The sequence below is a fragment of the Acidovorax sp. M2(2025) genome (genome assembly GCF_049330835.1).
In the GTDB taxonomy this organism is placed as follows: domain Bacteria; phylum Pseudomonadota; class Gammaproteobacteria; order Burkholderiales; family Burkholderiaceae_C; genus Acidovorax.
The window spans coordinates 4510446-4534149 of the sequence record NZ_CP186262.1 but is presented as its reverse complement, the minus strand read 5'-3'; the positions used below and the strand labels follow the sequence as shown (position 1 = coordinate 4534149).

20 protein-coding genes are annotated in these 23704 nt (G+C 70.0%); 11 read left to right on the top strand and 9 right to left on the bottom strand.

The window, feature by feature from the left end:
• Window positions 1-53 precede the first annotated feature (53 nt).
• On the top strand, window positions 54-1256 hold the full coding sequence (gene purT / locus ACOYR3_RS20810; RefSeq protein ID WP_422844202.1) for a formate-dependent phosphoribosylglycinamide formyltransferase: 1203 nt from the start codon (window positions 54-56) through the stop codon (window positions 1254-1256).
• A gap of 105 nt (window positions 1257-1361) precedes the next feature.
• Here the strand turns inward: purT and ACOYR3_RS20805 are convergent, their stop codons facing one another.
• The 5 genes from ACOYR3_RS20805 to ACOYR3_RS20785 all read right to left on the bottom strand — a co-directional run bounded on the left by ACOYR3_RS20805 (window position 1362) and on the right by ACOYR3_RS20785 (window position 9107).
• A complete protein-coding gene (locus ACOYR3_RS20805; RefSeq protein WP_422844201.1) occupies window positions 1362-2303 on the bottom strand; it encodes an ATP-binding cassette domain-containing protein in 942 nt (313 codons plus the stop codon).
• 99 nt (window positions 2304-2402) lie between these two features.
• A complete protein-coding gene (locus ACOYR3_RS20800; RefSeq protein ID WP_422844200.1) occupies window positions 2403-3539 on the bottom strand; it encodes a GGDEF domain-containing protein in 1137 nt (378 codons plus the stop codon).
• A 58-nt stretch (window positions 3540-3597) separates the two neighbouring features.
• On the bottom strand, window positions 3598-5079 hold the full coding sequence (locus ACOYR3_RS20795) for an AMP nucleosidase (protein WP_422844199.1): 1482 nt from the start codon (window positions 5077-5079) through the stop codon (window positions 3598-3600).
• Window positions 5080-5116: 37 nt separating this feature from the next.
• A complete protein-coding gene (locus tag ACOYR3_RS20790; RefSeq protein ID WP_422844198.1) occupies window positions 5117-7210 on the bottom strand; it encodes a putative bifunctional diguanylate cyclase/phosphodiesterase in 2094 nt (697 codons plus the stop codon).
• A gap of 181 nt (window positions 7211-7391) precedes the next feature.
• Complete coding sequence (locus ACOYR3_RS20785) at window positions 7392-9107, bottom strand: methyl-accepting chemotaxis protein (protein ID WP_422844197.1); 1716 nt, start codon at window positions 9105-9107, stop codon at window positions 7392-7394.
• Window positions 9108-9344: 237 nt separating this feature from the next.
• On the opposite strand from ACOYR3_RS20785, the gene ACOYR3_RS20780 reads away from it, so the two are divergent.
• Complete coding sequence (locus ACOYR3_RS20780) at window positions 9345-10031, top strand: response regulator transcription factor (RefSeq protein ID WP_422844196.1); 687 nt, start codon at window positions 9345-9347, stop codon at window positions 10029-10031.
• A gap of 42 nt (window positions 10032-10073) precedes the next feature.
• On the opposite strand, the gene ACOYR3_RS20775 is transcribed toward ACOYR3_RS20780, so the two are convergent.
• The gene (locus ACOYR3_RS20775) at window positions 10074-11207 is read right to left on the bottom strand and encodes an ATP-binding protein (protein WP_422844195.1); all 1134 of its coding nucleotides are present in this window, start codon (window positions 11205-11207) and stop codon (window positions 10074-10076) included.
• Window positions 11208-11298: 91 nt separating this feature from the next.
• Between ACOYR3_RS20775 and dbpA the strand changes: the two genes are divergently transcribed.
• The 7 genes from dbpA to ACOYR3_RS20740 all read left to right on the top strand — a co-directional run bounded on the left by dbpA (window position 11299) and on the right by ACOYR3_RS20740 (window position 18470).
• Entirely contained in the window at window positions 11299-12702 is a 1404-nt protein-coding gene (gene dbpA / locus ACOYR3_RS20770) for an ATP-dependent RNA helicase DbpA (RefSeq protein ID WP_422844194.1), read from the top strand.
• 216 nt (window positions 12703-12918) lie between these two features.
• Window positions 12919-13662, top strand: a complete 744-nt coding sequence (locus ACOYR3_RS20765) for a GntR family transcriptional regulator (RefSeq protein WP_422844193.1) — start codon at window positions 12919-12921, stop codon at window positions 13660-13662.
• Window positions 13663-13689: 27 nt separating this feature from the next.
• Window positions 13690-14703 (top strand): tripartite tricarboxylate transporter substrate binding protein, encoded by a 1014-nt coding sequence (locus ACOYR3_RS20760; RefSeq protein ID WP_422844192.1) that lies wholly within the window; start codon window positions 13690-13692, stop codon window positions 14701-14703.
• A 2-nt stretch (window positions 14704-14705) separates the two neighbouring features.
• The gene (locus tag ACOYR3_RS20755; protein ID WP_422844191.1) at window positions 14706-15527 is read left to right on the top strand and encodes an amidohydrolase family protein; all 822 of its coding nucleotides are present in this window, start codon (window positions 14706-14708) and stop codon (window positions 15525-15527) included.
• 135 nt (window positions 15528-15662) lie between these two features.
• The gene (locus ACOYR3_RS20750; protein WP_422844190.1) at window positions 15663-16616 is read left to right on the top strand and encodes a cation diffusion facilitator family transporter; all 954 of its coding nucleotides are present in this window, start codon (window positions 15663-15665) and stop codon (window positions 16614-16616) included.
• Entirely contained in the window at window positions 16613-17071 is a 459-nt protein-coding gene (gene dtd / locus ACOYR3_RS20745) for a D-aminoacyl-tRNA deacylase (RefSeq protein WP_422844189.1), read from the top strand. The genes ACOYR3_RS20750 and dtd overlap by 4 nt, the downstream gene beginning before the upstream one ends.
• 199 nt (window positions 17072-17270) lie before the next feature.
• Window positions 17271-18470, top strand: coding sequence for an MFS transporter (locus tag ACOYR3_RS20740; RefSeq protein ID WP_422844188.1), 1200 nt, complete (start codon window positions 17271-17273; stop codon window positions 18468-18470).
• Window positions 18471-18512: 42 nt separating this feature from the next.
• On the opposite strand, the gene ACOYR3_RS20735 is transcribed toward ACOYR3_RS20740, so the two are convergent.
• The 3 genes from ACOYR3_RS20735 to ACOYR3_RS20725 all read right to left on the bottom strand — a co-directional run bounded on the left by ACOYR3_RS20735 (window position 18513) and on the right by ACOYR3_RS20725 (window position 21078).
• Window positions 18513-19256, bottom strand: a complete 744-nt coding sequence (locus ACOYR3_RS20735) for a sulfite exporter TauE/SafE family protein (protein WP_422844187.1) — start codon at window positions 19254-19256, stop codon at window positions 18513-18515.
• A gap of 325 nt (window positions 19257-19581) precedes the next feature.
• Entirely contained in the window at window positions 19582-20043 is a 462-nt protein-coding gene (ybeY, locus tag ACOYR3_RS20730; RefSeq protein WP_422844186.1) for an rRNA maturation RNase YbeY, read from the bottom strand.
• A gap of 81 nt (window positions 20044-20124) precedes the next feature.
• Entirely contained in the window at window positions 20125-21078 is a 954-nt protein-coding gene (locus tag ACOYR3_RS20725) for a PhoH family protein (protein WP_422844185.1), read from the bottom strand.
• 47 nt (window positions 21079-21125) lie between these two features.
• Between ACOYR3_RS20725 and ruvA the strand changes: the two genes are divergently transcribed.
• Together ruvA and ACOYR3_RS20715 are read left to right on the top strand one after the other, a co-directional pair.
• Window positions 21126-21701, top strand: coding sequence for a Holliday junction branch migration protein RuvA (ruvA, locus tag ACOYR3_RS20720; protein WP_422844184.1), 576 nt, complete (start codon window positions 21126-21128; stop codon window positions 21699-21701).
• Window positions 21702-21773: 72 nt separating this feature from the next.
• Window positions 21774-23696, top strand: coding sequence for a trypsin-like peptidase domain-containing protein (locus ACOYR3_RS20715; RefSeq protein WP_422844183.1), 1923 nt, complete (start codon window positions 21774-21776; stop codon window positions 23694-23696).
• Window positions 23697-23704: the final 8 nt, after the last annotated feature.

Below are 23704 nucleotides of genomic sequence, written 5' to 3'. Positions count from 1 at the left end.
CATTCGCGGGCGTCCGATTCCTCTCACTTCTCTCTTCACCCCGAAAGCACGCCATGACCACCCTTGGAACCCCCTTGTCCCCCCACGCCACCAAAGTCATGCTCCTGGGCTCGGGCGAGCTGGGCAAGGAAGTGCTGATCGCGCTGCAGCGCCTGGGCGTGGAAACCATTGCCGTGGACCGCTACGACAACGCCCCTGGGCAGCAGGTGGCCCACCATGCGCGCACCATCACCATGAGCGACCCGGCGCAGCTCAAGGCATTGGTCGAGGCCGAGCGCCCGCACCTGGTCGTGCCCGAGATCGAGGCCATTGCCACGCCCATGCTGGAGGAGCTGGAAGCCGCCGGCACCGTGCGCGTGATCCCCACCGCCCGCGCCGCGCGCCTGACCATGGACCGCGAAGGCATCCGCGTGCTGGCCGCCGAGACGCTGGGTCTGCCCACCAGCCCCTACAAGTTCTGCAATTCGCTGGAAGAACTGCAGGCCGCGATTGACGCGGGTATTGGCTACCCCTGCATCGTCAAGCCCGTGATGAGCAGCTCCGGCAAGGGCCAGAGCAAGATCGACGGCCCGGAGGGCGTGAAGAAGGCCTGGGACTACGCCATGGCCGGCGGCCGCGTGAGCCACGGGCGCGTGATCGTCGAGGGCTTCATCGACTTTGACTACGAAATCACCCAGCTCACCGTGCGCTCGGTGGGCGCGGACGGCCAGATCACCACCAGCTTCTGCGACCCCATCGGCCATGTGCAGGTGAGCGGCGACTACGTGGAAAGCTGGCAGCCGCACCCCATGCACCCGGCTGCGCTCGAAAAATCCCGCCAGATCGCCAAGGCCGTCACGGACAACCTGGGCGGCCAGGGACTTTTCGGCGTGGAGCTGTTCGTCAAGGGCGAGCAGGTCTGGTTCAGCGAAGTCAGCCCCCGCCCGCACGACACCGGCCTGGTCACGCTTTGCACCCAGCACCAGAGCGAATTCGAGCTGCACGCCCGCGCCATCCTGGGCTTGCCGGTGGACACCAGCCTGCGCAACCCCGGCGCCAGCGCCGTCATCTACGGCGGCGTGGAGGCGCAAGGCATCGTGTTCGACGGCGTGGACGAAGCCCTGCGCGTGCCCGGCACCGACCTGCGCCTGTTCGGCAAGCCCGAGAGCTTTGTGAAGCGCCGCATGGGCGTGGCGCTGGCGCGCGCGGCGGACGTGGAAACCGCGCGGGCCCACGCCAAGCTGGCGGCCAGCAAGGTCAAGCCACGCCGGGTGTGAGCCTCGGAGATTTAAGCAAAATTGGCCGCCAGCGCTTATGCAGCAAGCGCTGGCAGCTATCATTTTTGGTGGGGTCGGGTGAGCGCAGCGTGACCCGGCGAAGCCTCAACCATCCTCCCGGATCTGCCGCCCCGTGAGCTTGAGGAACAGGTCCTCCAGGTTGGCCGGGCGGTGCAGCGTGCGCAGGTGGGCGTGCTGTCCCAGCGCCCGCAGCAGCGGCTGCGCGCCGTGGGTGTAGAAGAACACCGTCTCGCCGCTGACCTCCACCCGGGCGGCCAGCGTGCGCACGGCGGCGTCGTGCGCCAGTGCCACCGCGCCGGCGCCAAACACCTCCACCACGTCAGGCTCCAGGTGCTGGGCGATCAGCTCGCGCGGGCGGCCCTCGGCGATCTTCTTGCCATGGTCCAGCACCAGCAGGCGCGAGCACAGGCGCTCGGCCTCGTCCATGAAGTGTGTGGTCAGCAGGATGGACTTGCCCTGCTGCAACAGCAGTTGCAGCCGCTCCCACATCAGGTGGCGGGCCTGCGGGTCCAGGCCCGTGGTGGGCTCGTCCAGCAGCAGCAGGCGCGGGTTGTTGACCAGGGCGCGGGCCAGTGACAGGCGCCGCTTCATGCCGCCGGACAGTTCGCCGGGCTTGGCGTCCGCCTTGTGGGTGAGGGCCGCAAACTCCAGCAGCGGCGCGACGCGCTCGTCCATCACCGGGCCCTTGAGGCCGAAATAGCGGCCGAACACGCGCAGGTTTTCGGCGCAGGTGAAGTCCGGGTCCAGGGTGTCGAACTGCGTGACCACGCCCAGCTGCGCCTTGATGGGCAGCGCGTCGCGCGGCATGTGCAAGGGCGCGGCGCCCGGCTGGGGGGTGAAGCGCACGGTCCCGCCGTCGGGCGCGGCCAGCCCCAGGCACATGCGGATGGTGGTGGTCTTGCCCGCCCCGTTGGGGCCGATGACGCCCAGGCATTCGCCCGGGGCAATGGCAAACGACACGTCGTCCACCACGGTGGTCTCGCCATAGCGCTTGCGCAGGTTCAGGGCTTCGAAGAGTGCGGTCATGGGCCGATTGTGTGCGAATGGGTGGGGAAGATGGCCGGAAGGCGCTTCAGTACTGCGCAAGGCGCTATGCAATGCATAGCGTAGCGCTGCGGCCGCGCGTCACGGCGCGGCCACCAGCCGGCCCCGCCCCTCGGTCTTGGCGTTGTACAGCGCTTCGTCCGCCCGGGCCATCAGCGCGGCCAGCGACGACTCGCCGGGCCGCAGCTGCGCCATGCCGGCGCTGTAGTCCAGCACAAAGCCCAGCTCCGCGGCGCTGGCGTCCCGCAGACGCTGGCGCAGGCGCTTGTCCAGGGCGCTGCCCGCGGGCGTGGCGTTGTGCATCAGCAGCACGCCGAACTCCTCGCCCCCCAGGCGCGCGATGAGGTCGCCGGTGCGGCAGGTGTCTGTGAGCAGCCGCGCAAACAGCTGCAGTGCCCGGTCGCCCGTCTCGTGGCCGTGCGTATCGTTGATCTGCTTGAAGTGGTCCAGGTCCAGCATCAGGGCCGTCACCGGCAGGCGGTGGCGCCACGCGTGCGCCAGCAGGGTGTCGCCCTGGGCATCAAAGCCGCGCCGGTTGAGCAGGCCGGTGAGGCCGTCGGTCATGGCCAGCGCGCGCAGCTTCTGCTCGGCCTCCGCGCGCCAGGCCACCAGCACCGCCACGGTGCCCAGCACCAGGCTCACGTTGGTGGCCACGGCCGCCGCGAGGTTGACGGGGTGCGGCGTGCGAAAGCTGGGGTACTGGTCGGTGAAGGCGCCCAGCAGCCCCCGCGCCAGGGTGAAGAAGGCGGAGGTGAGCAGGCACCCCAGCAGCAGCGTGCGCCAGCGGCCCTCCGACGGCGTCGCGGGGTACAGCGTGGCGCGGGCCACGGTGCACAGGATCGCGGCCAGCAGCCCGTTGGCCCAGCCCACGCGCCAGGCATAGTGGTCAAACCCCAGCGTGTAGCCCAGCGGCATCGCCACCACCAGCACCAGCAGCGTGCGCCGCAGGGGCCGCGGGCCCAGCCACTCCTCCAGCGCGCGGTACAGGGCCCATTGCGCGGTGGCCTGGCAAACCATCGCGACGGTCGACAGCGCCTGGTCCCACAGCGAGGAGGACGCGATGATGGCCGACCAGCCCACCGCCTGCAGCAGCAGGCTGGCCTGCACGTTGCGGGCGGCGCGGCTCACGTCCCGGCCCATGATCAGCGGCAGCGCGGCCGAGATCATGAACAGGTTCGCGGCCATGACGGCCATCAGCGTGAAGAAGTCCAGGGGCATGGTCGCGGCGGCGGCGGCGGCGGCGGCGGCGGGGCCTTGGGGCGGTCGGGCCGCGGCGCTACTGGAACGCCACTTCCGCAAAGCTGCGCAGCTTGCGGCTGTGCAGCCGCTCCACGCCGCCCTTGCGCAGGATCTCGATGGCCCGCATGCCGATGCGCAGGTGCTGGTCCACGCGCTCGCGGTAGAAGTGGTTGGCCATGCCGGGCAGCTTGATCTCGCCATGCAGGGGCTTGTCGCTCACGCACAGCAGCGTGCCGTAGGGCACGCGGAAGCGGAAGCCGTTGGCGGCGATGGTGGCGCTTTCCATGTCCAGCGCCACGGCGCGGCTCTGGCTGAAGCGGCGCTGGGGCATGTTGTCGGGCAGCAGCTCCCAGTTGCGGTTGTCGGTGCTGGCCACGGTGCCGGTGCGCATGAAGCGCTTGAGGTCGGCCTCGGGCACCTGGGTCACGTCGGCCACGGCCTGCTGCAGCGCGAGCTGGATCTCGGCCAGCGCCGGGATGGGCACCCACAGCGGCAGCTCTTCGTCCAGCACGTGGTCCTCGCGCACGTAGGCGTGGGCCAGCACGTAGTCGCCCAGCTGCTGGCTGTTGCGCAGCCCTGCGCAGTGGCCCAGCATCATCCAGGCGTGCGGGCGCAGCACGGCGATGTGGTCGGTGATGGTCTTGGCGTTGGACGGGCCCACGCCGATGTTCACCATGCTGATGCCGCTGTGGTCCTTGCGCACCAGGTGGTAGGCCGGCATCTGGGGCAGGCGCGGCGGGGCCACGCCCAGCTCGTCGCCGGCCTCCGCCGGCAGGCCGGCGCGGCGGGTGACCACGTTGCCTGGCTCGATGAAGGCGACGTACTCGCTGTCCTCCCGGGCCATCTCGGCATGGCCCAGGCGCACGAATTCGTCGATGTAGAACTGGTAGTTGGTGAACAGCACGAAGTTCTGGAACCACTCCGGCGCCGTGCCGGTGTAGTGCCGCAGGCGGTGCAGCGAATAGTCCACGCGCGGGGCGGTGAACAGCGATAGCGGCTGTGCCTCGCCGGGCCGCGCCTGCCAGGTGCCGTTGGCAATGCCGTCGTCCATGGCGGCCAGGTCGGGCAGGTCGAACACGTCGCGCATCAGCATGCGGCGCTGGGGGCTCAGCGTGCCTTCGATGTGGTCGTGCTCCGCAAAGGAGAAATGGATGGGGATGGGGTGGGTGCTGGTGCCCACCTCCAGTTCCACGTTGTGGCTGGCGCGCAGCAGGCGGAACTGCTCCAGGTAGTAGCTGGCGAACAGATCGGGCCGCGTGAGCGTGGTCTCGTACCGGCCCGGCCCTTCCACGAACCCGTAGGCGAGCTTGGAGTCCGCACGGGCCACGGTGGTCGTGTGCACGCGCACGAAGGGGTAGAACGCGCGCACCGGGCTGGCGGGCGTCTCACCGGTCACGAACCGGTGCATGGCGTCGCGCAGGTGGCCGATCTGTTGCTGGTAGATGCGCTGCACCTGGGCCAGCGCTTCGGCCGGGTCGGTGTGGCGGGTGGGGGCGATGAAGTCGGGGAGCAGGGGCATGGCCCCTATTGTCCACAAGCCGGCGGGGGGCCGGGGGTCAGAGCCCGCCGCGCGCTGGCGCCGGCAGGGCGCGCATCCAGCGCAGGATGCCGTCCGCGTCCAGCGGGGGCGATACGGCGTGGCCTTGCACCAGGTCGCAGCCCAGGCGCGCCAGCAGCTCCATCTGGGCCGGCGTCTCCACCCCTTCGGCCACCGTGCGGATCTGCAGCGTGCGCGCCAGCTGGATGATGGCCGTGACGATGGCCACGTCGTCGGCGCTGTCCGGGGTGTCCGCAACGAACGAGCGGTCGATCTTGAGCTTGTCGATGGGGTAGCGCTTGAGGTAGGCCAGCGACGAGTAGCCGGTGCCGAAGTCGTCGATGGCGATGCCGATGCCCAGCGCCTTCAGGGCGTTGAGCCGCTCCAGGGCCTCGCCCGTCTGGTGCAGCAGCACCGATTCGGTCAGCTCGATCTCCAGGAAATGCGGCGCCAGGCCGGTTTCGCCGAGCACGGTGGCGATCTCGCCGGCCACGTCGCGCTGGCGGAATTCGAGGGCTGACAGGTTCACGGCCACCGGCACCTGGGGCAGCCCCTGGTCCTGCCAGGCCTTGAGCTGGCGGCAGGCCTCGCGCAGCACCCAGCGGCCAATGGGGGTGATGAGCCCGCGCGACTCCGAGAAGGTGATGAATTCGTCCGGCCCCACCAGGCCGCGCTGCGGGTGGCGCCAGCGCACCAGCGCCTCGAAACCGCGCAACGCGCCGTCCGCCAGCCGCATCTGGGGCTGGTAGTGCAGAACGAAGGCGCTGTCGGCAATGGCCTGGCGCAGCAGCCGCTCGTGCTGCAGCACGTCGATGGCGCTGCCGTCCATGCGGGGGTCGTAGAACTGCCGGTTGCCGCGTCCGCTCTCCTTGGCATGCTGCATGGCAGCGTCCGCGCAGCGCACCAGCGCATCGGCCTGGTCGGCGTGGTCGGGAAACAGGCCGATGCCGATGGAGGGCGACACCGTCAGCGGCAGCTCGTTCACGGTGAACACGCGCTGCATGGAGGCCAGCAGCTTGTCGGCCACGCGGGCGGCGTCGTCCGGGCTGCGCACGTCGGTCAGCACCACCACGAACTCGTCGCCGCCCAGCCGCGCCACCACGTCGGCATCCCGCACGTCCTGGCGCAGCCGCTCGGCCACGCCGCACAGCAGCTGGTCCCCCGCGTGGTGGCCCAGCGAGTCGTTCACCGTCTTGAAGTGGTCCAGGTTGATGAACAGGACTGCGACGCTGCCGTGGCGCCGGCGGGCCAGGGCCAGCACCTGCGCGAGCTGCTCCATCAGGAAGTGGCGGTTGGGCAGCTGCGTGAGCGGGTCGTGCAGCGCAATGAAGGCCTCGCGCTGCTGCGCCTGCTTGCGCGCGGTGATGTCGCGCACCACCACGATGCGGTAGTCGGCGTGCTGCAGGGGCATGGTCTTGCCCACCACCTCCACGGGAATGGTGTGGCCGTCCTTGTGGCAGATGGTCACCTCGTACGGGTCTTCACGCCCGTTGCGCGTGTAGTCCAGCGCCACCGCCCGCCATTCGGGGCTGATGAAGTTGAAGATCGACAGGCCGATCACCTCCTGCAGCGCATAGCCCGTCAGGCGGGTGAGGGCCTCGTTGCCGTCGGTGATGAGGCCGTCGCGGTGGAACACGATGGCCTCGTCCGTGGCCTCGGTGAACTTGCGCATGCGCTCTTCGCTCTGGCGCACCGTGCGCTCGGCCCGCCAGCGTTCGGTGATGTCCGTGATGAGCACAAACGCGCCCAGCTGCTCCCGTCCGCCGGGGGCAAAGTGGGGGATGAGGTTCACCTCGATCATGCGCAGCTCGCCGTTGGGCAAGGTCTGCTCGCGCGTGTACTTGACGTGCTCGCGGCGAAGGCACCGTTCCACGTGGGGCTGGATCGCCTCCCACGCCTTGTCGCCAATGGCCTCCCGCACCGTGAGCCCCAGGATGGATTCCGTGGTGTGGCCGTTGTAGGCCGCATACCCCTGGTTGGCAAACTGGCAGTGCAGGCCCGGCAGGTCGTAGTACGCCATCAGCGCCGGCACGGAGTCCGCAATCAGCCGCAGCAGCGCATCGCTGGAGCCGCGGGATCCGGGGGCGAGGGTTGCGGGCACGGCGTCTTGCATGGGGGTGGCGCGGAGGTTGGCTTCGTTATAGCCGATCCATGGCAGGGCAGGCCAGGGAGACTTCCTGGAGCAGGAGCTCTAGACCACAGGCCGTTGCCGGGGTGCGTAACGCCCGGCCGCGGCGGGCGAAGTGGCCGGGGTGCGCCGCCCTCCAGGTGGTGGCGGGGCGGCGCGCCTGCCGTCAGTGGCCCGCAGAGTCCAGGGACGCGGCCTTGGCGGCCGGGGCCTGCAGGGAGGCCGGCCGGCCGGGGGCGCGGGCCCGCGTGGCCACCGGGCGCCGGGGCGCCGCCACCGGCGCCGGCCGGGCGGCCCAGGCGGCCGACGGGGCCTGCGCGTCGGCGAGCCGGAACACGGCCACGGCCTCCACCAGCTGCTGGGCCTGGCCCTTCATGCTGTCGGCCGCGGCGGCGCTTTGCTCCACCAGCGCGGCATTCTCCTGCGTGGCGCGGTCCATCTGGGTCACGGCTTCGCCCACCTGGGCCACCCCCGCGCTCTGCTCGGCGCTGGCCGCGCTGATCTCGCCCATGATGTCCGTCACGCGCTGGATGGCGCTCACCACTTCGGTCATCGTGGCGCCCGCCTGGTCCACCAGGGCAGAACCCTGCTCCACGCGCTCCACGCTGGCGCCGATGAGGTCCTTGATCTCCTTGGCCGCCTCGGCCGACCGGCCGGCCAGGCTGCGCACCTCCGACGCCACCACGGCAAAGCCGCGGCCCTGCTCGCCGGCGCGGGCCGCTTCCACGGCAGCGTTCAGCGCCAGGATGTTGGTCTGGAAGGCGATGCCGTCGATCACGCTGATGATGTCGGCGATCTTCTTGCTGCTGTCGTTGATGCCCTTCATCGTGGCCACCACTTCGCCCACGACGTCGCCGCCCTTGACGGCCACGGCCGTCGCGCCCTGGGCCAGCTGGTTGGCCTGGCGGGCGTTGTCGGCGTTCTGGCGCACCGTGGAGCTGAGTTCTTCCATGGAGGCGGCGGTTTCCTCGAGGGCCGAGGCCTGCTCCTCGGTCCGGGCCGACAGGTCGTTGTTGCCCTGGGCGATTTCCGCGCTGGCGGTGGCAATGCTGTCGGCCGAGCTGCGCACCTGGCCGATCAGGCGGGTCAGCTGCTGCTGCATCGTGCCCATGGACGCGAGCACGCTGCTGGCGGGGGCGCCCTCGGCGCCGCGCACCGGGCCCAGGTCGCCCTGGGCAATGCGCTGGGCAATGCCGCCCAGCTCCACCGGCTCGGCGCCCAGGGACGCGAGCAGGCGGCGGGTGATCAGAAAGCCCAGCACGGCAGCGATCAGGACGGCGACGGCGCTGATGGCCACCAGCAGGTTGCGCTGGGTGGCGTACTCGGCCGCGGACGTCTGGACGCTGCGCTCCGCCTGCTCCTTGCTGTAGCCGATGTAGTCTTCCACGGCCTTGAGCAGGGCGGCCAGCAGCGGGCGGCATTCGTTGTTCATCTTGTCCACGGCCTCGTCGTGCTTGCCGGAGGCGGCCAGCTCGACGATCGCCACGGCCACGGGCCCGTATTGCGACTCGATCTTGTCGATGGCGGCCACCAGCGCACGGTCGCGCTCGGTTGCATCGGCGGCCTTGCCCACCTGGTCCTTGAGCGCCTTCAGGCTCGCCTGCAGCGCCTGGTGCGCCTTCACCGCCATGGCCTTGGCGGAGGCCTGGTCGGCAGGGGTCTTGACGAGCACCATGTCGCGCACGCCGATGGCGCGGCTGCCGGCGAGGTTCTGCACCTCCGAGGCCAGCCGTTCGCGCTCTGCGGCACCGTCCACATAGCCGGCAAAGCGCCCGTCAGCGCTGCCCAGCCCGCGCAGGGACAGCAGGCTGACCACCAGGACCAACAGCGCCAGGGATCCGAAAGCCAGCGACAGGAGTTGCTTGATCGTGAGGTTTTTCATGGGGAGGGCCGGTCTGGCAAGGGAGTTGGGAGGTGGGAAAAAAGCCGGTGTCCCGCAGCCCAGGGAGCGCAAGTCAGGAAACACTGGCGATGAATGTAATGTGTGTAACAAAAATGCAATTTAGAAATATATTTGCACAAAGCAAATAAATGAGCAATCCAATTGCGCAACGCGGCCCCAGGTCGCGGCGACGGTGTGGTTAAACTGCACGCCCCCTGGAACCGCTCTGGCCGACGCATGCTGCCCAAAACCCTGACGCTCATTGACGATGACAGGGTGTATTCCCTGGGCCTGTCGCGCTTTCTGCAGGGGCTGGGCATCGCCGTCACCACCTTTGCGGACGGCCGCGAATTCCTGGCGCATGCCGACCCGTACGGCTTCGACTTCTACATTGCCGACCTGATGCTGCCGGGCATCGACGGCACGGAACTGATCCGCGTCCTGCGCCTGCGCTCCAATGCCGGCGTGCTGGTGGTGTCGGGGCGGGCATCCGCCGACACCTTCAAGGACGTCGTGCGGGCCGGCGCGGACATGTACCTGACCAAGCCCGTCAAGTTCGAGCAGGTGGCCCTGGCCATCGAAGCGGTGCAGCGGCGGGTGCATCCGGCGGATCCGGTCCAGAACGCCTGGCGGCTGGACCGGCGCGCAGGCCAGCTCACGGCCCCCGACGGCGCGGTGGTCGACCTGAGCGAGACCGACCGGACCCTCATGGATTGCTTTGCCGAGGCCGGTGGCGAGGTGGTGCCGCGCGAGACCCTGCTGCAGCGGCTGGGCCGGGCGGCGGACTTCGAAGCGTCCGGGGGATTGAACGGTGCCGTGTTCCGCCTGCGGCGGCGCATCGAGCGGGCGACACCCGGCAACGTGCCGCTGCAGACCAAGTCGGGCGTGGGCTACGTGTTCCGCGCTCCCGTGCGCGCGCAGTGAACGCCGGGCCGGCGCGGCCCGTGCAGCCAGGTCCCGGCCGGCTCAGGGTCCGCCATCGGTCTGGCAAAGCGTCAGCCGCAGGGTGACGCCGCCCGGGCCGTTGCGCACCACGTCCACGGAGCCGCCGTGCAGCTGCATGACCTGCCGGACGATGTAGAGCCCCACGCCGTGGCCGGCGTCCTGGCCGGCACCGCGCACACCGCGCGTGAACAGCCGGGGCAGCAGGTCGGCGGGAATGCCCGGCCCGGTGTCCTCCACGTCGATCAGCAACGCCGGCGGGTTGTCGGAGTCCGCGATGCGCACCACCACGGGCGACCCCGGGGGGCTGCACCGCAGGGCGTTGGACAGCAGGTTGCGCAGCGCAAGCCGCAGCAGGCTCATGTCCATCAAGACCGTGCGGATGGAGGTCTCTCGCACGCGCTGGATGCGGCCCTGCTGGCATTCCGGCAGGTCCGCAATCACGATGCGCAGCCAGGTGTCGATGTCGGTGTCCTCCTGGTGGATGGGGTTGGGCCGCGCCAGCAGGGAGGCCACCGCGATGGTGTTGTCGATGTTGCCCAGCACCTCGCCCAGCACCGCCTGGGCGTGGACCACTTCGTCGGACACCAGCGCATCGCCCGGGCCGCGCAAGGCAGCGTGGGCGCTTTGCAGCGCGGCCGAGGCGTTGTTCAGCGGCTGGCGGACCTCATGGGCCAGCACGTAGAGCATTTCCGTGCGCTCGCGCAGCAAGGCGCTGACTTCCGCCGCCTGCGCCTGCAGCTCGGCGCGGTACTCCTGCTCGCGGCGCAGCGCCTCCTGGGTCTGGCGCAGTTCGGTGAGCTCGGTGACCTGCACCAGGAATCCGCGCACGGTGCCGTCCACCACGTGCGGGATGTACTCGGCCAGGCTGTTGCGCTGCACGCCGCCGGGGCCGGGCACGATCCGCTCGAACACCTGGCGCTCTCCTGCCAGGGCGGCGCGGATGTGCGGCTCGTTCTTGGCAAACAGCTCCGGGCCGAGCAGGTCGCGGATGGAGGTGCCGATCAGGCGCTCGGGGTCCACGCCGAACCACCGCTCGTAGGCCTTGTTGGCAAAGCGGCAGAGCAGGTCGCTGTCCCAATAGGCCAGCATGGACGGCACGCGGTCGACCAGCAGCCGCACGTAGTACTGGGTGTCGGGATTGGGGCGGTGCGTCATGGGGCGGCGGCGGAAGGCGGGGCGGCCATTGTGGCGCGAAGCCCGCGCGCTGGGCTGGGCCCCGGCGGGGGCGGCCCGGATAATCAACGCCATGACCACCCCTGTTCCCTCCGCCAGCGCCGGCTTCGGCGCGCTGGCCCTGTCCCCCGCCATGCAGGCCAACCTGCAGCAGCTGGGCTACACCACCATGACGCCCATCCAGGCGGCCAGCCTGCCGCCAGCACTGCTGGGCAAGGACCTGATCGCCCAGGCCAGCACCGGCAGCGGCAAGACGGCCGCGTTTGCCCTGGCGCTGCTGGCCAACCTCAACCCCCGCCGCTTTGCCGTGCAGGCGCTGGTGCTGTGCCCCACGCGCGAGCTGGCCGACCAGGTCACCACGGAGATCCGCCGCCTGGCGCGCGCCGAAGAGAACATCAAGGTCGTGACCCTCTGCGGGGGCGTGCCGCTGCGCGGCCAGATGCTCAGCCTGGAGCACGGCGCCCACATCGTGGTGGGCACGCCCGGCCGTGTGATGGACCATCTGGAGCGCCAGCACCTGACGCTCGAAGCGCTGAACACCCTGGTGCTCGACGAAGCCGACCGCATGCTCGACATGGGCTTCTTCGATGACATCGTGACCGTGGCCCGCCAGTGCCCGAAAGAGCGCCAGACGCTGCTGTTCTCGGCCACGTACCCCGAGGGCATCGCCAAGCTGAGCGCGCAGTTCATGAAGTCGCCGATGCAGATCACGGTGCAGGCCCAGCATGCCGAAGGCAAGATCGAGCAGCGCTGGTACGAGGTGAAGAACAGCGAGCGGCTGCATGCCGTGTCGCAGCTGCTGAACCACTTCCGGCCGGAGTCGTCCATCGCGTTCTGCAACACCAAGCAGCAGTGCCGTGACCTGGTGGCCGTGCTGCAGGCGCAGGGCTTCAGCGCGCTGGCGCTGTATGGCGAGCTGGAGCAGCGCGAGCGCGACCAGGTGCTGGTGCAGTTTGCCAACAAGAGCTGCTCGGTGCTGGTAGCCACCGACGTGGCAGCGCGGGGCCTCGATATCGCCAACCTGGCCGCCGTCATCAACGTGGACGTGACGCCCGACCCCGAGGTGCACATCCACCGCATCGGCCGCACCGGCCGGGGCGAAGCGGAGGGCCTGGCGCTCAACCTCGCCAGCCTGGACGAGATGGGCTCCGTGGGCAAGATCGAGCAGCTGCAGGGCCGCGAGTCGCGCTGGTTTCCGGTGGCCGAACTCACGCCCACGGGCAGCGGCCCGCTGGTGCCGCCCATGGTCACCCTGCAGATCATCGGCGGCCGCAAGGAAAAGATCCGCGCGGGCGACGTGCTGGGCGCCCTGACCGGCGACATGGGCTACACCCGCGAGCAGGTGGGCAAGATCAACGTGAACGATTTTTCCACCTACGTCGCCGTGGACCGCGCCATCGGCGCGCAGGCCGTGGACCGGCTCAACAGCGGGCGCGTCAAGGGCAAGAGCGTGAAGGCCCGGCTGGTGACGGACTGACGCGGCGCCGGCCAGCGCCCGTACGCACCGTTCCTTCTGCCGCCGGACCGCCCGCCGAGGCGCCGCGGGCGCTGGAGCCACCCCTTTTTCTCCATGACCCCGCCGTGGCGCCTCGCCACGGGCAACGCACCGCGGCTGGCCATCGCTGGGAACGGCCGACCGGCGCAGGGGGATTTTTGCTTGTGCCAAGACCTATAGAGGACTATAGTTCTTGGCATGAATGCTTCGCCCAAAGTCACCCGCCTTGACGCCGCCCCGGGCCTGAGCCGCTACGCAGCCCTGGCGGCGGCGCTGCGCACGCGCGTGGTGGCCGGCGAGTGGCCGCCCGGCTCGGCCCTGCCGGCCGAAAGCCTGCTGGCCACGGAACACCAAGTGGCGCTGGGCACCATGCGCCGGGCGCTGGAGCTGCTGGTGGCCGAAGGCCTGGTGGAGCGGGTGCACGGCCGTGGCACCTTTGTGCGCCAGGGCATCGCGGGCGCGTCCATGCTGCGGTTCTTCCGCTTTGACGGCGGCAGTGGCGAGGTGCCGCGGTCGCTCATCCTCTCCCGCCAGCGCGCGGCGGCTCCCGCCGCCGTGGCCCGCCGTTTGGGCCTGGCCGCTGGCGAGATGGTGCTGCGGCTGCAGCGCCTGCGCCTGCTGGCCGACCAGCCCTGCCTGCTGGAAGACCTGTGGCTGCCGCTGGACGTGTTTGCGCCGCTGGCCGAAGGCAGCACCGATACCTGGGACGACCTGCTCTACCCCCTGTTCGCCCGCGTGTGCGGCGTCCATGTCCACCGGGCGGTGGACGAGATCGGTTTTGCCTCCCTTACCGCCGCGCAGGCGCGGCATCTCGGCCTGGCGGCAGGCCACCCGGGCGTGCTGGTCCAGCGCGCCGCCTACGACCTGGGCGGGCGCTGCATCGAGTGGCGCACCACCCGCGGGGATGCCAACGCCTTCCACTACACCGTGACCATCACTTGACTTGAAACCCGTACCAGGAGACAACGCATGACCTCTTTCCCCTCCACCCCGGCGGTCACGCCTGCCGTGCGGCGCCGCACGGCGCTGGCCGCCGTAGGCACCGCCTTGGCCGCACCCTGGGTGCATGCGCGCGCCGCCGGCCTGGGCGGCGGACGCACCGTGACGCTGGTGGTGTCCTACCCCGCCGGCGGCGGCGCCGACCTGATGGCCCGCATCCTTGCGCCGCGCATGGCCGAAGCCCTGGGCCAGGGCGTGGTGGTGGACAACAAGCCCGGCGCCAGCGGCCAGCTGGCCGCCGCCGCGGTGGCCCGCGCCACGCCGGACGGCACCACCCTGCTGCTGGACGCGTCTTCGTTCGCGGTCAACCCGTCGCTGTACCCCAAGCTGCCTTACGACAGCAACACCGCCTTCGTGCCGCTGGCGGTGCTGGCCACGTTCCCGAACGTGCTGGTGTGCCACCCCGGGTTTGGCGCCCAGTCGGTCAAGGACGTCATCGCACGCGCCAAGGCCAAGCCGGACGATGTGGCCTATGCCTCGTCGGGCAACGGCTCGGCGCAGCACCTGGCGGGTGCGTTGTTTGAAGACCGCGCGGGCGTGCGGCTGTCGCACATTCCCTACCGCGGCGGCGGCCCCGCCATGAACGATGTGATGGGCGGGCAGGTGCCGCTGTTCTTTGCCAACGTGGCCTCGTCGCTGGGCCACATCCAGGCCGGCAAGCTGCGCCCCCTGGCCGTGACCAGCGCGGTGCGCGCGCGCTCGCTGCCCGACGTGCCGACCATGGCCCAGGCCGGCGTGCCTGACTACGAGGTGCTGGAATGGAACCCGGTGCTGGCCCCCGCCGGCATCACACCGGATGTGCGCACCCAGCTGGTGGGCGCAATCCGCAAGGCGCTGGCCGACCCGGAAGTGCTGGGGCGCATCCGCGCGCTGGGCGGAGATGTCTTTGCGGACGCCACCCAGGCCAGCGCGGGCAAGTTCATCCAGGCGCAGCAGGCCCAGTGGGCCAAGGTCATCCGCGACCGCAAGATCACGGTGGGCTGACCGTGGGCGCATTGGCAACACCCGGGGCGTCCGGCACACCGGCGCACGGGGGGTGGGACGCGCACGTCCACGTCTTTGACGCCGCGGCACCCGTCCAGGCCGGGCACTACCGGCCCGCGCACCAGCCGCTGGAACGCATCGAGGCCGAGGCCGCCCGCCTGGGCGTGCACCACCTGGTGCTGGTGCAGCCCAGCGTGTACGGCACCGACAACCGGCTGCTGCTGCAGGCCCTGGCGCGCGAGCCGGGGCGCCACCGCGGCGTGGTCGTGGTGGATGCGGACATCACCGAAAGTGCCTTGCAGGCCCTGCACGCAGCCGGGGTGCGCGGGGTGCGTTTCAACTTGGTGTCGCCCGTGGGCAATGGCGCCCAGGCGATGCAGGCGCTGGCGCCGGCGCTGAAGGCGCTGGGCTGGCATGTGCAGTGGTACGCCGCCGCCGGGCAGCTGGCGCAGATCGCCGAGCTGCACGCGGCGACGGGACTGCCCTGCGTGCTGGACCACCTAGCGGGCCTGCACGCGGGGCTGGCGCCGGACGACGCGGCCTGGCAGGCACTGGCGCGCCTGGCCGACCAGGGCGCCTGGGTCAAGCTCTCGGGTTGGTACCGCCTGCAGGCCGAAGCGCCTTACGGCCCTCTGCTGGGCAATGTGCGCCGCGTGGCGGCGCTGGTGGGCGAGCGGCTGGTGTGGGGCTCCGACTGGCCCCACACGGCGTTCGCGCCGGACGCCTTGCCCGCCTATGCGAGCGTGTGGGCGCCGGTGGTGGAGGCGCTCGGGCCGGCGCGGGCCGCCCAGGTGCTCCAGGCCGGCGCGGCGCTGTATCGCTGAGGCGGCCGGGCGCGGCTGCCGGTAACGGCGCCCTGCGGGGCGGTGTGCCGGCGGGCGAAGAAAAGCCCCGCTTAAGATGGCGCTGGTGTAATCCCCGGCCCGTGTTTTTTTTCTGCCCGGCTTGCCGTACCGTCCATGTCGTCCGCTTCACCTGTCGTTTCCCATCCCTGGCTCTCGCCCCGCAACCTGCTCTGGGCCTCCGTGGCCGTGGCCGTGGTCACCATTGCGCTCAAGACGCTGGCCTGGGTGGTCACCGGCTCCGTGGGTCTGCTGTCCGACGCCATGGAGTCGTTCGTGAACCTGGCCAGCGCCATGTTTGCCCTGGCCATGGTCACCGTGGCCCAGCGCCCCGCCGATGACGACCACCCCTACGGACACCACAAGGCGGAATACTTCTCCTCGGGCTTCGAGGGCATCCTGATCGTGGGCGTCTCCGCAGGCATCCTGTGGGCCGCCGGCCACCGCCTGGTGGACCCGCAGCCGCTGGAGCAGGTGGGCTGGGGCCTGGGTTTGTCGGTCCTCAGTTCGGCTCTCAACGGGCTGCTGGCCTGGGTGATGTTCCGCTCCGCGCGCGAGCACCGGTCCATTGCGCTGGAGGCCGATGCGCGGCACCTGGTCACCGATGTGTGGACCTCGGCCGGCGTGCTGGTGGGCATTGCCGGTGCGGCCCTGACCGGCTGGCTGTGGCTGGACGCGCTGGCCGCCATCGCGGTGGCGCTGAACATCCTCAAGGAAGGGGCCGAGCTGGTGTGGCGCTCCTCGCAGGGCCTCATGGACGCCGCGGTCGAGCCCGAGGTGCAGGCCGCCATCGACAGCACCCTGGCGCAGTTCGTGCACTCCCAGCCGCCGGGCGCGCTGCGTTTTGACCATGTGTCCACCCGCCGCGCGGGCCAGCGCCAGTTTGTGGACATGCACTTGCACATGCCCGCGCACTGGACCTTGCGCCACGCCGCCGAGCTGCGCGGCCAGGTGGAGCGCGCGCTGATGGCTGCCGTGCCCGGCCTGCGCGCCACCATCGAGCTTCTGCCCACCGACGTGGAGGCGCATTTTGACGACCGGCCCGACGAAGACAAGGACGCCGTGAAGTGATCAGCGTATTGCAGCGCGTGCGCGAGGCACGGGTGGAGGTCGCCGGGCAGGCCGTGGGCGCCATCGGTGCGGGCCTTCTGGTGCTGGTGTGCGCCGAGCGCGGCGACACCGAGGCCGAGGCCGACCGGCTGTTGGCCAAGGTGTTGAAGCTGCGCATCTTCAGCGATGCGGCCGGCAAGATGAACCAGAGCGTGCAGGACGTGGGCGGCGGGCTGCTGGTGGTGAGCCAGTTCACCCTGGCCGCCGACACCACGGGCGGCAACCGCCCCAGCTTTACCCAGGCGGCCGCGCCCGCGGAGGGCCAGCGCCTGTACGACTACTTCGTGGCCCAGGCCCGCGCGGCCCACCCGGTGGTGGCCACCGGGCAGTTCGCTGCGGACATGCAGGTGCACCTGGTGAACGACGGGCCGGTGACCATTCCCCTGCGCATGGCTCCTGCCACGCCGGCGGCGTGAGCTCGCCGGCGCGGCCGCGCGCCGTCCCGCGGGGGTAACAGGCAATCCCAGGCGACAGGGCGGCCGGCGCAAACCCGGTAGGCTTGGAGTCCGCCGAGTTGACCCTTTCGCCCCGCCATTGCCACCGCTGCCGCCGCCCGTGACACGTCCTCCTGCTCCGCCTGCCGAATCCCCTTCGCTCCCGCGGCCCCTCTGGGCCATGTACCTGTGCCTGCTCTCCGCCTTCGCGCTGAGCCAGGCCTACCGCACGGTGACCAGCATCATCGCCCCCGGCCTGCAGGCGGACTTTGGCATTTCGGCGGACTCCCTGGGCGCCTTCGCGGGCCTGTTCGGCCTGTCGTTCGGGGTGGCTCAGTTGCTTATGGGGATCGGCATGGACCTGTACGGGCTGCGCCGCACCGTGCTCACGGCGTTTCCGCTGGCTGCGTTGGGTGCCACGGTGTCGGCCGCCGCCCCCAGCTACGGCTGGCTGATGCTGGGCCAGTTGCTGATCGGCGTGGGCTGCTCGCCGGCCTTTCTGGCCAGCACGGTCTTTGTGGCGCGGCACTTCCCGGCGCAGCGCTTTGCGTTCTTCTCGGGCGTGGGTATGGGAGTGGGTGGGCTCGGGCTTTTGTTCACCGGCACACCGCTGGCCTGGATGGTGCAGCACGGGGGCTGGCGCACGGGTTTCGGCTTGCTGGCCGCGCTTTCGCTGCTGTCGTGGCTGCTGATCTTCCTGCGGGTACGGGAGCCTGCCTTGCCCCAGGCGCCCCAGGAGCCGCGCGAGTCCTGGGCCCAGGCCGCGGGCCGCTTCGGCGCGCTGTTCAAGGTGCCGCACACCTGGGGCATCCTGATTCTGGGCATGTGCTGCTATGCGGCCTTCCTGTCCCTGCGCGGCCTGTGGCTGGGGCCGATGCTGATGGGGCGCTACGGCTTTTCCCTGGTCGAAACCGGCAACGTGGCCCTGGTGTTGTCGCTGATCTCGCTGTTCATGCCCGCGCTGTTCGGGCGCATGGACCCCGGCCCGGCTCGGCGCAGGGGCTGGATCACCCGCTTTTCGCTGCTCATGGGCGGCCTGTTTCTGGTGGTGGCTTTCACGCACCAGGCCGTGGCCACGGTGGCGCTCATTCTGGCCATGGGGCTGCTGTCGGGCTATGGCGTGCTGCAGTACGCAGACGTGCGCTCCTCGTACCCCGCGGAGATGACGGGGCGGGCCCTCTCGCTGTACACCATGTCGATGTTCCTGGGCGTGGCCTGGATGCAGTGGCTCACCGGCCTGCTGGCAGCCTGGGCCCAGCGCCAGGGTGCCGAGCCCTACCAGGCCGTCATGGTCTGCATTGCCTGCGTGTTGGCCGCGGCTTCCACGGCGTTCCGGTTTTTGCCGCGGTCGCCTTTGCTGGAGCGTGGCGCGCGCCACTGACACGGACGGCGCAGCCCCCGCCCGGTGAAGTCGGCCGGAGGTTCAGCCGCGCAGGAAGAACAGCCCCGCCATCACCAGCCCGGTGGCCACGATGCCCCAGCGCAGCCACTGGGGTGGTATGCGCCGCGCCACGCGCGCGCCGCCGTAGCCGCCGGCCGTGGCGGCCACCATCATCAGCAGCGCCTGGGGCCAAAGCACCACGCCGCCCGCGGCATAGATGGCCACGGCAATGGCGGTGAGCAGGGCGGAGACCCAGTTCTTCAGACCGTTCATGGCGTTGAGCTGCGTCTGCCCCAGCAGGCCGAACAGCGCCAGCAGCAGGATGCCCAAGCCGCCGTTGAAATAGCCGCCGTAGGCGGCCACCGCCAGCACCCCCACCGTGGCGCGGAGGGTGGAAGGCTGGCTGCCGCCCGCCAGGCGCTGGCGAATCCAGGGCCCGAATGCGAACAGCGCCGTGGCCGCCAGCAGCAGCCAGGGCACGACGCGGCGGAAGGTAGCGTCCGGCGTGACCAGCAGCAGCGCCGCACCGGTGGCGCCGCCCAGCAGCGACAGCACGACGATAAGCCGCATCGACAGCCCCGGCGGCGGGGCCGTGTCTTCCCGAAAGCCCCAGGCACCGGCGACGTAGCCGGGCAGCAGCGCCACGGTGCCGGTGGCATTGGCGACCACCGGCGGCACGCCGGTAAAGACCAGGGCGGGCAGGGTCAGGAAGCTGCCTCCGCCGGCAACGGCGTTGAGGGCGCCGGCGATGAAGGCGGCGGCGAGTAGCAAGGCGGTGTCGAACATCCGCCGATGGTAGGGGGTAGCGCCGCCGCCATTGGCGACGGCGCGGGTGCAACACTTTTGCGTGTGCCGGCGCGTGTCAGGTACCGTGGCCGGTCAATAGCCTTTACGGGAGGCGCAGCCGCCAGCAGGGTTCCGTCTACTGACAGGGCCACGCCGAAGCCAAGTGCTGCGGAGTACAAGGGAAGACAGGCACGCCGGTCATGTCGTCGAAGGTGCAGGTCTCGACTTTCATGGGCGTGCCGGAACTTGATGTCGGCCTGCGGGCGCTATGTGCCCCCGCTGCGGGTAAAAATTGCGCGGCCGCCTGTCGCTTTGCGGAGTCCGTTCAGGAGCTTGCGTACGGGTCCGCAAACCCCAGCTCGCGCAGGATGGCGGTTTCGTAGTCTTCCATCTCCTGCGCATCGGCCTCGCTGGTTTCATGGTCCCAGCCTTGGGCGTGCAAGGTGCCGTGTACCAGCATGTGGGCGTAGTGCTCTTCCAGGCTCTTGTTCTGCTCCCGGGCCTCGCGCTCGATCACGGGGGCGCAGAGCACCAGGTCGGCCGTCACCACCGGCTCCTGGGTGTAGTCGAAGGTGAGCACGTTGGTCGCGTAGTCCTTGTGGCGGTACTCGCGGTTGAGCTGGTGCCCTTCTTCAGCGCCGACGATGCGCACGGTGATCTCGGCATCTGTGGCCAGCGCGTGGCGGATCCAGCGGGCCACCTTGTGGCGGGGCAGCACCGCGCGGTGGGCTGCGGCGTTGTCGAAGCGGCCGAACTGCAGGGAGAGGGCAAGGTGGTTCAACGGCATGAGTAGCAGTGTTTTTGGCCTCTAGCGCTTGCTGGATAAGCGCTGGCAGCTATGAAAATGTGAGTATCGGGCGCGGTCGAATCACCCGCGCGCGGTGGAGGCAGCGCGGCGCGGGGCGTCGTAGGCGTCCACGATGCGCGCCACCAGCGGGTGGCGCACCACGTCGGCGCTGGTGAAGCGGGTGACCGAGATGCCCTTGACGCGCTTGAGCACGCGCTCGGCGTCGATCAGCCCGCTCATCGCGCCTTTGGGCAGGTCGATCTGGCTCACGTCGCCGGTCACCACGGCCTTGGCGCCGAAGCCGATGCGGGTGAGGAACATCTTCATCTGCTCGGGCGTGGTGTTCTGCGCTTCGTCGAGGATGACGAAGGCGTTGTTCAGCGTGCGCCCGCGCATGAAGGCCAGCGGCGCGATCTCCAGCGCGTTGCGCTCGAAGGCCTTTTGCACCTTGTCGTAGCCCATCAGCTCGTACAGCGCGTCGTACAGCGGCCGCAGGTACGGGTCCACTTTCTGCGCCAGGTCGCCGGGCAGGAAGCCCAGGCGCTCCCCGGCCTCCACCGCCGGGCGGGTGAGCACGATGCGCTGCACGCTGCTGCGCTCCAGCGCATCCACGGCGCAGGCCACGGCCAGGTAGGTCTTGCCCGTGCCGGCGGGGCCGATGCCGAAGGTGATGTCGTGCGTGGCGATGTTTTGCAGGTACAGGTTCTGCGTGGCCGTGCGCCCGCGCAGGTCGGCGCGGCGGGTGTTGAGCACCAGCGCGCCCTCGGGCGCGTCCACCAGCTCGGCGTCGCCCGCCAGCATGAGCTGCAGCGTGTCCTCCGAGATCGGGTGGTCCGCCATCTCGTACAGCGCCTGCAGCAGCTCCATGGCCTGCGTGGCGGCGGCCTTGGGTCCGTCCACCTTGAACTGCTCGTGCCGGTGCGCGATCGACACGGCCAGCGCCGTCTCGATGGTGCGCAGGTGCACGTCGGCCGGGCCGCACAGGTGCGACAGGCGGGTGTTGTTGTGGGGGGTGAAAGTGTGGCGCTGGATCACGCGGATAATTCCGGTTGGAGTGCCGCAGGATGCGGCAAAGGACACCAATGATAGGCAAACTGACCGGCACGCTGCTGGAGAAGAACCCCCCGGAAGTGCTGCTGGACTGCCACGGCGTGGGCTACGAGGTGAATGTGCCCATGAGCACGTTCTACAACCTGCCCGCCGTGGGCGAGCGCGTGAGCCTGCTCACCCAGTTCATCGTGCGCGAGGATGCGCAACTGCTCTACGGCTTTGGCACCGCGCCGGAACGCCAGGCGTTCCGGGAGCTGATCAAGATCAGCGGCGTGGGGCCGCGCACGGCGCTGTCCATCCTGTCGGGAATGGGCGTGGCGGACCTGGCGCAGGCGATTTCGCTGCAGGAGGCGGGCCGCCTGGTGAAGGTGCCCGGCATCGGCAAGAAGACGGCCGAGCGGCTGCTGCTGGAGCTCAAGGGCAAACTCGGGGCGGACATGGGCGCGGTGCGTGGCGCGGCCGCCACCGATGCGCAGGCCGACATCCTGCAGGCACTGTTGGCTTTGGGCTACAGCGACAAGGAAGCCGCCGCCGCCCTGAAGGCACTGCCCGCCGATGTGGGCGTGAGCGACGGCATCAAGCTGGCCCTGAAGGCCCTGGCGAAATAGTGCGTGGCCGGGGTTTGTCCGGCCCATGTTTTCGTGTTCAATGGCGGTTTTGACTGGAGCGGGAGAAAAAAAGTGAAACCTGGAGCAATGTGGCGGCTCACGGCCGCGTGGGGCGCGGCACTGGCCTTGTTGGCAGGCTGCGGCGGCAGCGGTACCGAAGTGGGTGCACAGGCCGCCGCCCCGGTCCTGAAGGTGGACGGCTGGGCCCAGCCCGCCAGCGCGGATCAGGGCGTGTCGAACATCAAGTCGCGCAGTGCCCTGGCGGCCACGCCCGAGCCGTCGCGCATCCGCCTGGGGGCGCTGGAAGCGAGCAAGACGGCCGCGCTGGCCGAGGTCAACGGCCGGCGGCTGGTGGGCCTGTCGCGCGACGTCTCCGCCACCCAGACCACGGCGCAGACCGCGCAGCAGCTCCAGTGGAAGCCCAGCGCCAGCGGCGGCCAGGTGGCCGCCATCAGCTTCTCGGCCGACGGTGCACACGGTCTGCGGCTGGGCGTGGTGGCACGCATGCTGCCGCCCGGCACGGTCCTGCGCGTCTACAGCCAGGCCCATGCCGGCACCGTGTTCCAGATTTCCGGCCAGGAGGTGCTGCAGCGCATCGAGCGCAACGCACAGGCCGGCGACACCACCCTGGACGGCCGCACCTGGTGGACGCCCGATGTGGGCTCGGACGAGGTCACGCTCGAGGTGGAAGTGCCGCCGGGCGCGGCGACCGACACGGTCGATCTCTCGGTGCCGCGCGTGTCCCACATCTTCGAGAACCTGGCGATCCCCACCCAGGACGAGCTGTCCGCCAAGATCAACGAGTCCGAGTCCTGCCAGCTGGACGCCAGCTGCTACGAGGCCTATGCCAGCCAGCGCAATGCCGTGGCGCGCATGATCTTCACCTCGGACGGCGGCACCTACGTCTGCACCGGCACGCTGCTCAACGACAGCCGCGCCTCGGGCACGCCGTACTTCCTCACGGCCAACCACTGCATTTCCAAGCAGGCCGAGGCTTCTTCGCTGCAGACCGACTGGTTCTACCGCGCGCCAGTGTGCAACAGCCGCACGCTGTCGAGCACGACCACCAAGCGCGTCAACGGCGCGGCGCTGCTTTATGCGTCGGCCTCCACGGACACCTCCTTCCTGCAGCTCAATGACGCACCGCCCGCGGGTGCCTATTTTGCGGGCTGGGATGCGGGCACGCAGCCCCTGGCTTCTGCCGTGGTGGGCCTGCACCACCCCAAGGGCGACTTGCTCAAGGCAAGCTTCGGTTCGGTGAGCAGCCTGACCTCCTGCGCCGCCACCAGCGGCACGCAGTTCCAGTGCAGCGGCTCTTCGGGCAACTACTACCGCGTGACTTGGACGGAAGGCACCACCGAAGGCGGCAGCAGCGGATCGTCCCTGTTCCGCAACGGCACGCATGTGATCGGCACGCTCTACGGCGGCGGCTCCAGCTGCGCGGCCCCCTCGACGCCGGACTACTATGGGCGCTTCGACATCGCCTACAACAACGCGCTCAAGAACTGGCTGTCGGCCGCCACGCCGCCCACCGGCCCGACCGGCCGCGTGCCCGTCTACCGCTTCTACAACATTGCCGGGGTGGAACACTTCTACACCAGCAACGTGGCCGAACGGGACCTGCTGCTGAACCAGTACGCGTCGAACTTCGTGTACGAAGGGCCGATCTTCTATGCGTATCCCAATGAAGGCGCCAACCTCTTCCCCGTCTATCGGATGGTGGACCTGGTCCGCAAGATGCACCTGTACACCGCCAACCCGGTGGAGCGCGACGCCCTGCGCAATACGGTTCCCTCGGTGGCCCTGGAAGGCACCGCATGGTGGGGCCAGGCCGCGCCGGGCAATGGCGCCGTGCCGGTCTACCGCTTCTTCAACCGCGGCACGCAAACCTACTTCTACACCACCAGCGCTGCCGAGCGCAGCTACCTCAACGCCAACCTGAGCCAGCAGTACCTGGAAGAAGGCATCGGCTTCTACGTCTGGGCAGACAAGTAAACGGAGCG